A 12,370-nucleotide genomic window follows, 5' to 3' on the forward strand; every position below is an offset into this window, starting at 1 on the left:
AGGCACGACACCCCCGGAGTCCAAGCGTGCGTCGCCGGCGACACCGTCCACGACGCCAAGCCACTCGCCGCCAGCCTGCGATGGCCCACCCATGAGGAGCACAGCATGACCCAAGTCCCCTATTCCGATCTGACCCAGCAGCAGCTCGAAACCGCGATCCGGGTGGCCCACATCAGCCTGGCCGGCGCCGAACGCGTGCTGCGCCTGCAGTTCGAGGCCGCCAAGGAAGCGCTCGAGCAATCGGCCCAGAGCGCGGCCAAGCTGGCCGACGCCACCGACGTGCAGAGCGCGCTGGCGATCCGCACCGAGGTGGCCGAGCAGAGCATCGGCTCGCTGCTGGGGCTGTCGCGCCACCTGTACGAACTGGCCTCGCAGACCCAGGCCGAATTCGCCAAGCTGGCCGAGGAGCGCACCGGCGCCTACCAGAAATCGCTGCTGAACAGCCTGGAAAGCCTCGGCAACGCCGCACCGGCCGGCTCCGACGTGGCCTCCTCGCTGTTCAAGTCGACGCTGTCGGCCAGCCAGGCCGCCTTCGACAGCCTGTCCAAGGCCGCCAAGCAGGTGACCGAGTTCGCCGACGCCAGCGTGAAGGCCGCCACCACGGCGACCACCGACGCGGTACAGAAGGGTACGCGCGCCGGCCGCTAAGCCGCCACGCAGCCCACACCACCCGACGCCGGCCTTCATGGCCGGCGTTTTCTTTGCCCGGCCGCCGCCGCGGCCCTACCCCGCATAAGAAAAAAGCCGCCTTGCGGCGGCCTGTCAATCAACACGGCGGACCGGCATCGAGCGCCGGCCGCCCTGCCTACCCATCAGTTCCGGCCGGGAATCGCGGCCAGCAGCTTCTGCGTGTACGGGTGCTTCGGATCGCGGTAGAGCTCGTCGGCGTTGGCGTACTCGACCATCTCGCCGTGGTTCATCACCAGCACCTCGTCCGAGATGTACTTCACCACGTTGAGGTCGTGCGAGATGAACAGGTAGCTCATGCCGTACTCGTCCTGCAGCTCCTGCAGCAGGTTGAGCACCTGCGCCTGCACCGAGACGTCGAGCGCCGACACCGATTCGTCGCAGACCAGGATCTCCGGCTTCATCGACAGGCAGCGCGCGATGCTGATGCGCTGGCGCTGGCCGCCCGAGAACTCGTGCGGATACTTGTGGAAGGCGCGCTCGTCGAGGCCGACCCGTTTGAGCAGCTGCAGCGCGTGCTCGCGGCGGTCGCGGTCGTTGTCGTGGATGCGGTGCACGCGCATCGGCTCGAGCAGGATGTCACCCACCGTGAAGCGCGGGTTGAGGCTGGCGTACGGGTTCTGGAAGATGATCTGCATCCGCCGCTTGTAGGGCTGGAATTCCTTGTCCGACAGGGCCATCAGGTCGCGGCCGTCGAAGCTGACCTCGCCGCCCTGGCAGCTGTGCAGCCGCAGGATGGTCTTGCCCAGCGTGGTCTTGCCCGAGCCCGATTCGCCGACGATGCCGACCGTCTTGCCGCGGGCCAGCTTGAAGCTGACGCCCTTGACCGCATCGACTTCGCGCCGGCCAAACAGGCCCTGCTTCACGCTGAAGCTCTTCCGCAGGTTCTTCACCTCCAGCACGATCGGATCGGCCGGGTTCACGCCGCGCTGGCGCTCGCCGCGGGGCAGCTCGTGCTCGCGGCCGGACAGGAAGTCGTCGACCACCGGCAGCCGGATCGGCCGCTTGTCGATCGACGGCCGGCAGGCCAGCAGCGCCCGCGTGTACGGATCGGCCGGCGCGGCGAACACGTCCTTCGAGGCGCCCTGCTCCTTGATCACGCCGTGGTGCATCACCACCACGTGGTCGGCGGTCTCGCGCACCAGCTCCAGGTCGTGGGTGATGAACAGGATGCTCATGCCGTGCTGCTGCTGCAGCTTCTTGAGCAGCTCGACGATCTGCTTCTGCACCGTCACGTCGAGCGCGGTGGTCGGCTCGTCGGCGATCAGCAGCTTGGGCTCGCAGGCGATCGCCATGGCGATCATCACGCGCTGCTGCTGGCCGCCCGACATCTCGTGCGGATAGCTGTCGATGCGCTTCTCCGGATCGGGGATGCCGACCTCGCGCAACAGCTCGATGGCCCGCGCGCGCGCAGCCTTCTTGCCGATGTCCTTGTGCAGCTTCAGCACCTCGACGATCTGCTCGCCGACCCGGTAGACCGGGTTCAGCGAGGTCATCGGGTCCTGGAAGATCATCGAGATCTCCTTGCCGCAGCGCTTGCGGTTGGCGGCGTCGGACTCGCGCAGCAGGTCGCGGCCTTCGAACAGGATCTGGCTCTGCGCGCCGAACTCGGTATTGGACTTCGGCAACAGGCCCATGATGGCCATCGCCGAGACCGACTTGCCCGAGCCCGATTCGCCGACCAGCGCGACGGTGCTGTGCGCCGGGATCACGTAGTTGACGCCCTTGAGCGCGTCGAAGCGCTCGCCCTTGCCCATGCGGAAGCTCACACGCAGGTCTTTGACTTCAAGCAGGTTGTTTTGACTCATGTTCGGTTTTCCCGGCTTATCGGCGGCTGGCCTTGGGGTCGAGCGCATCGCGCAGCACGTCGGTGAACAGGCCGAAGCACACCACGAAGGTGGACATCACGACGGCCACGGTGGCGAGCTGCCACCACTTGCCGAGCACCAGCTCGACCATCACCTCGTTGATCATCACGCCCCAGGAGATGGAATCGAGCGGCACGCCGAAGCCGAGGAAGGACAGCACCACTTCGGCCTTGATAAAGTCGATCACCAGCTGCGACAGCTGGACCAGGATCAGGTGGGAGACGTTGGGCAGGATGTGGACGAACATCATGCGGCTCTGGCTCGCGCCGATCGCGTTGGCGGCCTGCACGTACTCGCGGCTGCGCTGCTTGATGTACTCGGCGCGCACCAGCCGGTAGACGCTGGTCCAGCCGGTCAGGCCCAGCACCATGATCACCGTGCCGATGCCCTTGGTGCCGAGCGCGCCGGCGATGGCGAGCACCAGCAGGAAGTACGGCATGGCGGTGAAGATGCTGTAGAACCACTCGAGCAGGTCACCGATCCAGCGGCCGAAATAACCGCTGACCGCGCCGAGCACGGTACCGATGGCGACCGCCAGCAGCGCCGCCAGCACGCCGACGGTGATCGACACCTCGCCGCCCTTGATGGCCTTGTCGAGCACGTTGCGGCCCCACTTGTCGCCGCCCAGCGGCAGCGTCCAGGAACGCTGTTCCTCGACCTGCGGGTAGGCCTTGGCCGCCTGGTCGATCTGGTCGTAGTACGGCGCCAGCGGATCGACCGCGCGCGCCTCGGCGTCCAGCGGCACTTCCTCGGGCTTCATCTGGCTGTTCTTGCCGAACGGGTTCGGCTCGTCGGCGATGAAGCTCGGGTTGGCGAACGACACGCCGGTGCCGCGGTTCCAGTCGGTGGCGACCAGGCCGAGCTTGGAGGCGATCGCCAGGCCGAAGTAGAACACCAGCACGACGATGCACAGCTTGGCCAGGTTGTCGCGCCACAGGCGCTGCCCGGCTGCCCGCCAGAAACTCTGCGATGCATTTTGAGACATGGCTTCTTTTCCCTCGCCTTATTTGAGTTCGACGCGTGGGTCGAGCCACTTGTAGAGCACGTCGACCAGCAGGTTCGCGATCATGGTGACCATCGCGGTGTAGACCGTGATGGCCTTGATGATCGGGAAGTCGTTGTTCGACACGGCGGTGACGATCTCGCTGCCCACGCCGGGGATCGAGAAGATCTTCTCGATCAGGAAGGAACCGACCAGCAGGCCCGGCAACTGCAGGCCGAGGTTGGTGACGATCGGCACCGCCGCGTTGCGCAGCACGTGCACCACCATCACCCGGCCTTCGCTGGCGCCCTTGGCGCGCGCGGTGCGGACGTAGTCCTGGTTGGTCTCCTCGACCACGAAGGAACGGTAGAGCCGCAGGCTCGGCGCCACCGACACCAGCAGCATCAGAATCACCGGCAGCGGCACGTAGCGGGCCAGGTTGGTCCACAGGTCGCCCTGCGCCCAGCCCGAGACCGGGAACCAGCCCAGCACGCGGCCGAACACGAACTGGCCGACCACCACGTAGAGCAGCAGGCTGATCGACATGGCGGCGGTACAGATCGCGACGATGCTGCGGTCGGTCAACGAGCCGCGGCGGTAGGCCACCCAGGCGGCCAGGCTGACGGCGATCAGCGCGTCGAACAGCCATACCGGCAGCATCACCGTCAGCGTCACCGGCGCGCGCTGCAGCAGCAGCGCGGAGACCGACTCGTTGGTGCTCCAGCTGCGGCCGAAGTCGAAGGTCACCACCTGCTTGGCGAAGATGGCGAGCTGCACCCACCACGGATCGAGCAGGCCGAGCTGGGCCTGGATCGCGGCGATCTTCTCCTTGTTGGGGAACTTGCCGGCCAGGATCACGCTCGGGTCGGAGCCGAATACGTGGAAGATGACGAACACCAGCAGCATGACCCCGATCATGGTCGGGATCATCTGCCAGATGCGGCGGATCAGGTAAGCGCTCATCGGGCCACCTCGGCCTGGCCGGTGATCTCCTTGAAGAACGCCTCGGAGTTCGGTTCACGGCCGAGGAACTGGCGCACCAGGTCCATCTCGGCGACTTGCGAGCCGTTCTCGAGGATGGTCTGGCGGAAGCGCAGGCCGACTGCCGGGTCCATGAAGTTGCTGCCGAAGGCGGTGCGCATGTCGAGCGCCAGCACTTCCGACCACATGTAGCCGTAGTAGCCGGCCGCGTAGCCGCCGACGATGTGACCGAAGGTGCCGGGGAACTCGGTGCCCTTGACGTAGCCCAGCGGCGTGGCGCCTTCCATCTTCTTCCACAGCTTGAGCGGGTCCTGCGGGATCGGGCCGGCCAGCGCCATGTCGTAGGCGGCGTACAGCCACTGGCGGGCGTACTTGGTGCCCTGGCCGAACTGGCGCGCCTCGTTCATCTTGGCGACCAGCTTCATGTCGATCGGCTTGCAGCTCGGGCAGATCTCGTTCCACAGCGCCAGCGAGGCCGGGTTGCGGCTCCACCCCTCGTACATCTGCGACGGCGCTTCGACGAAGTCGCGCTTGGTGTTGGTGCCGGCGTTCAGGGTGTAGCGGGTACGGCTCAGCACGCCGTGCATGATGTGGCCGAACTCGTGGAACAACGTCTCGAGCTCTTCCTGGTCGAAGCCCTTGCGGCTGAAGTTGGTCACCAGCGTCGAGATCGGGGTGTTGCCGACCAGGGTGCTGGCCTGGCGCACGCTGAAGGCGGCGGCGTGCTTGTACTTGCCGTCGCGCGGGAACAGGTCGAGGTAGAAGGTCGAGCGGTATTCGCCGCTGGCCTTGTCGAACACGTCGTAGGCCTTCACGTCGTCGTGCCACACCGCCAGCGTGGTGTTGGGACGGAACTCGACGCCGTAGAGCCGGCTGGTCACCGCCATCATCCAGGCGATGGTCGGCTCGGTCGGGAACTGCTCGCGCACTTCGGCCTGGTCGATCTGGTAGCGCGCCTTCTGCACGCGGCGTTCGTAGAAGGCCTGGTCCCAGCGCTCGATCCTGGCCTTGGCGTCGCCGGTGAAGCGGGCCTTCTCCTGCGCCAGGTCGGCCAGTTCGCGCTTCTCGACTTCGGTCACGGTGTGCTTGACCTTGTCGAGGAAGCCGAGCACCACCTCGGGCTTGCCGACCATATTGTTGCGCGTCGCCCAGGCGGCGAACGAGGGATAGCCCATCAGCGTGGCCAGCTGCTTACGCAGGTTGGCCACCTCGTGCAGGATCGCCAGGTTCTTCGGGCCGCCGCGGCGGGTGTAGGCGTACTGCAGCTTGCGGCGGGTCTCGCCGTTCTCGGCGTTTTCCATCACTGGCAGGTATTCGGGTAGTCGAAGCCGACCAGGTAGTTGCCCTTGCCGTCCTGCTTGAACGACTTCAGCACCTCGTCGGGCACGCCCTTGAGCTCGGCGGCGCTGAAGGCCAGCTTCTGCTTGTTCTCGCGTACGTTGCGGGCGAAGTCCTGCTGCAGCTTGTCGAGCCGGGCGAACAGCTTGGCCGCCTCGGCGCGGCGCTTGGGCGGCAGGTTGACGCCCTTGTCCTCGAACTCGGCCAGTACGCCCTTCAGCGTCTCGGCGTCGATCGCATCGGCCGGCTTGACCGCCTTGAAGCGGGCGTACAGCGCGGCGTCCTGCATCACGCCGTTCATGGTCTCGGACAGCTTGAGGTCGCAGGCCTCGTTGGCCTGGCGGATCTTCTCGTCGGGATGGACGTTGGCGATCAGGCCGCCGCCCCACCAGAACTCGACCAGCTCGCCGCTGGCGACGCTCCAGGGCTTGAGCACGGTGGCCGGGGTGGCCTGGTCCAGCGGCAGCTTCTGCAGCTCGGCCACGGTGGCCTTGATCTTGGCCGCGGCCTCGTCGCACAGGCGCGGCACGTCGGCGGCCGGGGCCTGCAGGATGCCGCCGCGCGGCAGGGAGCCGAGATCGGCGGCGAGCGTCGACGGTGCCACCAGTGCAGCGGCGACCAGCAGAGAGAGTCTGTTCATTTGCGTCTCCAGGAATCTTGTGTGAACGGGCGGCTGGCGCCGTTTACTTGGGTTGGCTGCCGAGCGCCTTCAGGCGCTTGTCCATATCGATGTCGATGTACATGAAGTGCGCCATCTGGTCCGGGTGCGGTCTGAAGCCGCTGACCCAGGGCTGCGCCAGGTGGGTGTCGACCTTGTGCATCTCGTAGACCCAGGGCACGTAGGCGCCGACGATGCGGCTCATGCGCAGCAGCTTCTGGTTGCGCTCGGGCGAATCGGGCATCGAGGCGATGTCTTCGTACAGCTTGTCGAACTCCTTGTTGCGGAAGCGCGCCTCGTTGGCCGGGCCGGCGTTCGGGCCGTACAAGAGCTGCATGAAGTTCTCGGCATCGGGGTAGTCGGCGTTCCAGGCGCCGTAGGTCATCTGGTACTTGCCGTTCTGCCGGGCGGTGACCAGGTCGGGGAACTGCACCTTGCGCACTTCGCCGCGGATCTTCAGCAGCTTCCAGGTGTTGACCGTCAGCTCCTCATAGTCGCGGGTGTCCTTGCCGGTCGAGTACAGGAAGGTGATCGTCAGCGGCTTGCAACCGGGCGCCTCGCGCCAGCCGTCGCCGTCGCAGTCCTTGTAGTTGAACACGTCGAGCAAGGCGTTGGCCTTGGGTACGTCGTAGCGCAGGAAGGCGTTACGGAAGTTGGCGTCGTAGCCGACGATGTTCGGCGCGATCGGCGAATGCGCCTGTTCGACCGTGCCCATGTAAACCACCCAGTTGTTCCAGGCGGTATTGAAGGCCATCGAATAGGCACGGCGCAGTGCGACCTTCTCGGGCGTGTAGCCGCCGACCACCGGGTCGTCCATGTTGAACTGCTTGTACTGGATGCTCTGGCTGAGCTCGCGGTAGCTGTGCCAGTCGCGCTTGGCGTATTTCTCGATCAGCTGGCCGCCCGGCGCCACCATGTTGGCGAGGTTGGGATCGAGCTCGACCATCACGTCGAGGCCGCCGTCGTCGAAGGACAGGAAGGCCGATTGCGGCGACTCGATGATGCGGATGTCGATCACGCCGATGCGCGGCAGCGTCTTGTCGCCGATCTCCTTGACCGCGGTCTGGTCGATGCCGGTCGCACCCTCGGCCGGCACGTAGCGGTAGCCGCGATAGTTCGGGTTGGCCTCGAGCACGATGCGGTTGCGGCGCTGCCAGTCGCGCAGGCGGTAGGCGCCGGTGCCGACCGGGTGGGCGTCGAGGTCGTCGCCGTACTTCTCCACCACCTCGCGTGCGGTGATGCCGGTGGCCGGCACGGCCAGAATCTGCGGCAGCAGGAAGTCCGGCCGCTTCAGGTTGAACTGGACGGTATAGCGATCGATCGCCTTGATGCCCTCGATCGGCTTGTCGTATTCGAACTTGTTGGTCTTCTGGGCGACGGCGATCTTCTCGTCGAGGCCGATGAACTTGCCCTTGAACAGGAAATCCCACGGCGCGCCGCGGTTGGCCGGATCGACCATGCGCTGGATCGAATAGACCACGTCCTGCGCCACCAGCTCGCGCTTCTTGCCGCCGAAGGCCGCGTCGTCGGCGAACAGCACGCCCTTCTTCAGGCGGACCGTGTACTGCCGGCCGTCCGGGCTCATCTGCGGCATGCCGTCGGCCAGCCGCGGCACCAGCTTCATCGGCCGCGCCAGGTAGTCGTAGTCGTACAGCGCCTCGAAGATCGAGTAGTTGACCATGCCCGAATAGTGGTCGGTGTACTTGGCCGGGTCGAAGCCGGCCTCCGCGGCCCTGAAGTAATAGCGGAGCACCTTGTTCATGTCCGCCGATTGGGCGGCGACGGGCGCGGACATGCCGAGGGTGAGGCAGGCCAGGCCGAGAAGGGTGGAGATGGGTTTCATAAGTGACTTATCGCGGGAAATTGCGGGTGCGGCGGCCGCTTCGGACTGACCGCGGCCGGTACTCGAATCCTGGCGGAAGCGTCGATCCATGGCGTGCCGTAGACATGGCCCGCGCATGCGGCGGCAGCGCGAACGCGAACCCCGTCATGCCGATGACGCCGCCGCCGGTCATGCCGAGGCGAGAAGAACGGGAATGGACCGCGGCGAGGCGGCCCCGGATCGATCGGCCGGCCGCGACGACGCGCGGCCGCGGTACGACGGCGCATGCCGCCGCATTGCGGCCGAAGTGGCGTGCCGGGCGACGCCCTGTCCTGGCTGCCGGCAAGCCCGGCCCGGCATGACGCCGGCCCGGACCGTGAACGATGGATGATCCATGAAAGGCATTCGCAAAAAACAGCGTTGAATCAACGCCTCATCAAAACACGCCCTGGTCGGGCGCTCGCCAAACCCGGCGGCCGATCGGCCGCCGGGCCTTCACCGATGATGCTGCGACGCAAAGCGGCGGCATGCTGATGCATGCCGCCGCGGAGACTACCTGTCGTCGATTACTCGACCAAACCGAACTTGGTCACGCCCGTACGCTGGGCCAGTGCCATCACCATGGCGACCGTGCGATACGGCGTCGCCTTGCGCGGCTTGATATGCACTTCCGGCTGGTTGGCCTGCTTCGCATAGCCGATGAAGGCCGCCTCGAGCGCATTCTGGTCAATCACCACGCCATCCATGTAGATGGCGCCAGCTTCATCGATATCGAGCCGGTGAACCACCGGTTCGGTCAACGGCGGGGGCGGGTTGCCCACCGGGTTGTCGGTATCGATCGAGTGCAACTGCACCGGGATCGTGATGATCAGCATCACCAGCAGAACCAGCATCACGTCGATCAGGGGGTGGTGTTCATCTCCCCATGACTTCCATATCGCCGGAACCGCTTCCCGAACCAACATTCATGCCCATGGCATTACTCCCATTCTGTCCAGCGGAGCCGGATCAACCACGCGGCGGCGGCTCGATGATGAAGCCCACCTTGAGGATCGCTGCGCGCTTGCAGGCCCGTACCACCCATTGCACCGATTCGTAGTTGGCGTTCATGTCGCCACGGATCTGGATCTTGGGTTGCGGTACCTGCTGCGACACTTCGTCCTTCAGCTTCGCCGTCAGCGTCTTCTCGTCCGCGATCAGGCTCTGGTTCCAGTAGACCTTGCCGGCCCGGTCGATCGACAGATTGACGTTGATCGGCGTGGTCTCGTTCGGCTTGGTCCGTTCCGGCGGCAGCTTCACCGGCACCACGTGCGCCGCGACCGGGATCGTGATCAGGAAGATGATCAGCAACACCAACATCACGTCCACGAGCGGCGTGGTGTTGATTGCCGATACCACCTCGTCTTCACCGCCGCCATCACCTCCGACGCTCATGCCCATGACTTAACCCCGCTTGGCTTGACCGCCACCCAGCACGACGCTGTGCAGGTCGGCACCGAAGGCGCGGACTTGCTCCATGCCGCTCTTGTTGCGACGGACCAGCCAGTTGTAACCGAGCACCGCCGGAACCGCGACGGCCAGACCGATGGCGGTCATGATCAGCGATTCACCGACCGGGCCTGCGACCTTGTCGATCGAAGCCTGGCCCGACATGCCGATCTGCACCAGCGCACCGTAGATACCCCACACCGTACCGAACAGGCCGATGAAGGGAGCGGTCGAACCGACCGTCGCCAGGAAGGCCAGGCCATCCTGCAGGCGGTTCTGCACGTTCTCGATCGCACGCTGGATCGACATCGTCACCCAGGTGTTGCGGTCGATCTGCTCGAGCAGCGCGCCTTCATGGTGTTCGGTGGCGGTCACGGCGCTTTCGGCGATGTAGCGGAAGGCGCTGCCCTCTTCCAGCGTGTCGACGCCGGACTTGACCGAACCGGCCGACCAGAAGCCTTCACGGGCGGCACGGGCTTGACGATACAGCTTGCTTTGTTCCCACAGCTTGGTGACCAGGATGTACCAGGTGCCCATCGACATGATGATCATGATGATCAGGGTGCCGCGGGCGACGAAGTCACCCTGTGCCCACAGGGCCTTCAGGCCATAGGGGTTCTCGACGGCGACGCCGTCGGCCGGGGCGCCGTGGGCGTCGGCTGCGGGCGCTGCCGGAGCGGGGCGGCGGCCGGGGCCTCGACCGGAGCGGCCGGTGCAGCGGCGTCGGCCGGAGCGGTGGCGGCGGCTTCTTCGGCGTAGGCCGACTGGGAAACAAACAGCGTCGCCGCAGGGGCAGCGACAAGAGTGACAGCCGCGAGGAAAGCGGACAAACGGTTTGTTACAGACATGATCCTTCCAGCTCCTTAGCTTGGTTACTCGCCCGCCCCGGCAAAAGGAGCGGAACGAGACAATCAACAACGAAATTAAGACAAGCATCCCTGAAGACGACCCGGGGCCGGGCCATCCGCCAAACGATCTTTTAGTCAGCCAGCCTGAACGTGGTCTCGAACAGCAGCCAGTAGTCAGTACCGGTCGCCTGGCACTTCAGGCGACGCAGACCGCTCGCGGCCAGCCGGCCCACCGCGGAATTACCGGTCTGGGTGATCTGGACATCCTTGACTTCGCCACCCGAACCGATCAGCACACGAGCCCGCACCGGAACCGGATCCGTGATCCCTTCCTTATCGGCCAAGGCGGACCATTTGTCGCCAAGGGTTTGCATGGTGTCGGAAGCATTCGAGCAGGCACCGGCGACTGTCGCGGGCTGCTGCGGCGCCGGCTCGGCCTTGGGCGGCGGCGGCGGTGCCGGCGGCGTCTCGACGGCCGGCGGCGCGGTGTTCTGGACCGCCATCTGCGGGACCTGAACGGGCGCTGCGACCTGGACTTCCGGCGGCGGTACGTAGGATTCGGGAGGAGGCGGAGGCGCCTTTACATCAGGAGGAGGTGGGATTTCCTTGGGCTCTTCCGGCGGGGCGGAGGTGGCGGCTCGTCGATCAGCTTAACTTCAAGCTCTTTCTGGATCAGCTTGATGCCTTCCTTCGCCAAGCCATTGATCAACGCATACACAATCCCGACATGCAGAAGAACAACGAAGCCGATACCGACCAAGTGCTTCCCCGGCTTCCTCTGCTGCTGCGCAAAATCCATGTTTTACCCTCTGCACCTGCCACGCGGTATAGGCAGGGTTAAGCAATGTAAACAAGCCCAAACGGATCACGATGGACTTGCCATCAAGCGACCGTCGAACCCTGGTGGAATGTAACACCACTTTAACACCACACGGAACACGACGGGAACTTTTCGAGCTTAGCGCAAGCGACCGCACGACCATGTAGGCAAGATCAGCAACAACTCAAGTACTTCGACCCCGGCAGCAGCCGGATCAGCAATGCTTCATATCCGATGGAAACGTGAAGCAACGGCGTGACCCGACAACAACCTTAACACCACTTTAACACCACAATTCACGCTGCGTAAATGTGCAGTGCAACATAAGTCGGGGTAGCACTTGAGCTGCGACAGGATGCGACAAAAACCTCGGCGTCGCAATCGACTATTGGCGTAAACCCAAACTCAGGACGATAGCAAGAAAATAAGCCGCCATGAATATGGCGTTCGAGAAGATACAGATATGTTGCCTTGAAACAACACAAAATTGAAACATGCGCAGGACGCGCAGATACGACAAAGGCCACTTGCGTGGCCTTTGTCGCGGTCTTGAATCTGGCGCGCCCGAAGAGATTCGAACTCCTGACCCCTTGGTTCGTAGCCAAGTACTCTATCCAGCTGAGCTACGGGCGCGATGCCTTGAAAAGTTCTGAATGAATCGAATGGCGCGCCCGAAGAGATTCGAACTCCTGACCCTTGGTTCGTAGCCAAGTACTCTATCCAGCTGAGCTACGGGCGCGCGGTACAACACATTCAGTTTGGCGGAGAAAGAGGGATTCGAACCCTCGATACAGGTTTATGCCCGTATGCTCCCTTAGCAGGGGAGTGCCTTCGACCTCTCGGCCATTTCTCCGTTCAAGGAGGCGAGACTATAGCCT

Annotated in this window: 12 protein-coding genes and 3 tRNA genes; 1 reads left to right on the forward strand and 14 read right to left on the reverse strand. The window is 64.7% G+C overall.

Annotation, left to right across the window (positions count from 1 at the left end):
* Window positions 1-105 precede the first annotated feature (105 nt).
* Complete coding sequence (locus H9L41_RS13500; RefSeq protein WP_051319150.1) at window positions 106-648, forward strand: phasin family protein; 543 nt, start codon at window positions 106-108, stop codon at window positions 646-648.
* A gap of 164 nt (window positions 649-812) precedes the next feature.
* Here H9L41_RS13500 and H9L41_RS13505 read toward each other — a convergent pair whose 3' ends face one another.
* The 14 genes from H9L41_RS13505 to H9L41_RS13570 all read right to left on the reverse strand — a co-directional run bounded on the left by H9L41_RS13505 (window position 813) and on the right by H9L41_RS13570 (window position 12,345).
* Window positions 813-2,495 carry an ABC transporter ATP-binding protein gene (locus tag H9L41_RS13505; protein ID WP_028446876.1) on the reverse strand — a complete coding sequence of 561 codons (1,683 nt, stop codon included), beginning with the start codon at window positions 2,493-2,495 and terminating at the stop codon, window positions 813-815.
* 16 nt (window positions 2,496-2,511) lie between these two features.
* Complete coding sequence (locus H9L41_RS13510; protein ID WP_028446875.1) at window positions 2,512-3,540, reverse strand: ABC transporter permease; 1,029 nt, start codon at window positions 3,538-3,540, stop codon at window positions 2,512-2,514.
* An 18-nt stretch (window positions 3,541-3,558) separates the two neighbouring features.
* Entirely contained in the window at window positions 3,559-4,500 is a 942-nt protein-coding gene (locus tag H9L41_RS13515; RefSeq protein WP_028446874.1) for an ABC transporter permease, read from the reverse strand.
* Complete coding sequence (locus H9L41_RS13520) at window positions 4,497-5,819, reverse strand: M3 family metallopeptidase (protein WP_187523405.1); 1,323 nt, start codon at window positions 5,817-5,819, stop codon at window positions 4,497-4,499. The genes H9L41_RS13515 and H9L41_RS13520 overlap by 4 nt, the downstream gene beginning before the upstream one ends.
* Window positions 5,819-6,496 (reverse strand): gluzincin family metallopeptidase, encoded by a 678-nt coding sequence (locus tag H9L41_RS13525; RefSeq protein WP_187523406.1) that lies wholly within the window; start codon window positions 6,494-6,496, stop codon window positions 5,819-5,821. Before H9L41_RS13525 ends, H9L41_RS13520 begins: the two co-directional genes overlap by 1 nt.
* A 43-nt stretch (window positions 6,497-6,539) precedes the next feature.
* Window positions 6,540-8,276, reverse strand: a complete 1,737-nt coding sequence (locus H9L41_RS13530) for an ABC transporter substrate-binding protein (protein WP_187523407.1) — start codon at window positions 8,274-8,276, stop codon at window positions 6,540-6,542.
* Window positions 8,277-8,902: 626 nt separating this feature from the next.
* Entirely contained in the window at window positions 8,903-9,229 is a 327-nt protein-coding gene (locus tag H9L41_RS13535; RefSeq protein WP_308419512.1) for an ExbD/TolR family protein, read from the reverse strand.
* A gap of 115 nt (window positions 9,230-9,344) precedes the next feature.
* Window positions 9,345-9,776: an ExbD/TolR family protein gene (locus tag H9L41_RS13540; protein ID WP_028446870.1), complete on the reverse strand. Its 432-nt coding sequence runs from the start codon at window positions 9,774-9,776 to the stop codon at window positions 9,345-9,347.
* Between the two features lie 3 nt (window positions 9,777-9,779).
* Window positions 9,780-10,376: a MotA/TolQ/ExbB proton channel family protein gene (locus tag H9L41_RS13545; RefSeq protein ID WP_308419513.1), complete on the reverse strand. Its 597-nt coding sequence runs from the start codon at window positions 10,374-10,376 to the stop codon at window positions 9,780-9,782.
* A 427-nt stretch (window positions 10,377-10,803) separates the two neighbouring features.
* Complete coding sequence (locus H9L41_RS13550; RefSeq protein WP_187523409.1) at window positions 10,804-11,175, reverse strand: hypothetical protein; 372 nt, start codon at window positions 11,173-11,175, stop codon at window positions 10,804-10,806.
* Between the two features lie 77 nt (window positions 11,176-11,252).
* Window positions 11,253-11,471 carry a hypothetical protein gene (locus H9L41_RS13555; protein WP_187523410.1) on the reverse strand — a complete coding sequence of 73 codons (219 nt, stop codon included), beginning with the start codon at window positions 11,469-11,471 and terminating at the stop codon, window positions 11,253-11,255.
* A gap of 577 nt (window positions 11,472-12,048) precedes the next feature.
* A tRNA-Arg gene (locus H9L41_RS13560) sits at window positions 12,049-12,125 on the reverse strand.
* Between the two features lie 30 nt (window positions 12,126-12,155).
* Window positions 12,156-12,231: transfer RNA gene (locus tag H9L41_RS13565), tRNA-Arg, on the reverse strand.
* 20 nt (window positions 12,232-12,251) lie between these two features.
* Window positions 12,252-12,345, reverse strand: a tRNA-Ser gene (locus H9L41_RS13570).
* Window positions 12,346-12,370 lie beyond the last annotated feature (25 nt).

The organism is Chitinimonas koreensis, assembly GCF_014353015.1.
GTDB classification, from domain to species: domain Bacteria; phylum Pseudomonadota; class Gammaproteobacteria; order Burkholderiales; family Chitinimonadaceae; genus Chitinimonas; species Chitinimonas koreensis.

Coding starts and splice junctions, on each gene's coding strand:
- H9L41_RS13535 (WP_308419512.1), bottom strand. CDS start 9,229: ATGCTGGTTCTGCTGGTGATGCTGATCATCACGATCCCGGTGCAGTTG.
- H9L41_RS13545 (WP_308419513.1), bottom strand. CDS start 10,376: ATGATCATCATGTCGATGGGCACCTGGTACATCCTGGTCACCAAGCTG.
- H9L41_RS13550 (WP_187523409.1), bottom strand. CDS start 11,175: ATGGCGGTCCAGAACACCGCGCCGCCGGCCGTCGAGACGCCGCCGGCA.
- H9L41_RS13510 (WP_028446875.1), bottom strand. CDS start 3,540: ATGTCTCAAAATGCATCGCAGAGTTTCTGGCGGGCAGCCGGGCAGCGC.
- H9L41_RS13540 (WP_028446870.1), bottom strand. CDS start 9,776: ATGGGCATGAGCGTCGGAGGTGATGGCGGCGGTGAAGACGAGGTGGTA.
- H9L41_RS13555 (WP_187523410.1), bottom strand. CDS start 11,471: ATGGATTTTGCGCAGCAGCAGAGGAAGCCGGGGAAGCACTTGGTCGGT.
- H9L41_RS13505 (WP_028446876.1), bottom strand. CDS start 2,495: ATGAGTCAAAACAACCTGCTTGAAGTCAAAGACCTGCGTGTGAGCTTC.
- H9L41_RS13520 (WP_187523405.1), bottom strand. CDS start 5,819: ATGGAAAACGCCGAGAACGGCGAGACCCGCCGCAAGCTGCAGTACGCC.
- H9L41_RS13515 (WP_028446874.1), bottom strand. CDS start 4,500: ATGAGCGCTTACCTGATCCGCCGCATCTGGCAGATGATCCCGACCATG.
- H9L41_RS13525 (WP_187523406.1), bottom strand. CDS start 6,496: ATGAACAGACTCTCTCTGCTGGTCGCCGCTGCACTGGTGGCACCGTCG.
- H9L41_RS13500 (WP_051319150.1), top strand. CDS start 106: ATGACCCAAGTCCCCTATTCCGATCTGACCCAGCAGCAGCTCGAAACC.
- H9L41_RS13530 (WP_187523407.1), bottom strand. CDS start 8,276: ATGAACAAGGTGCTCCGCTATTACTTCAGGGCCGCGGAGGCCGGCTTC.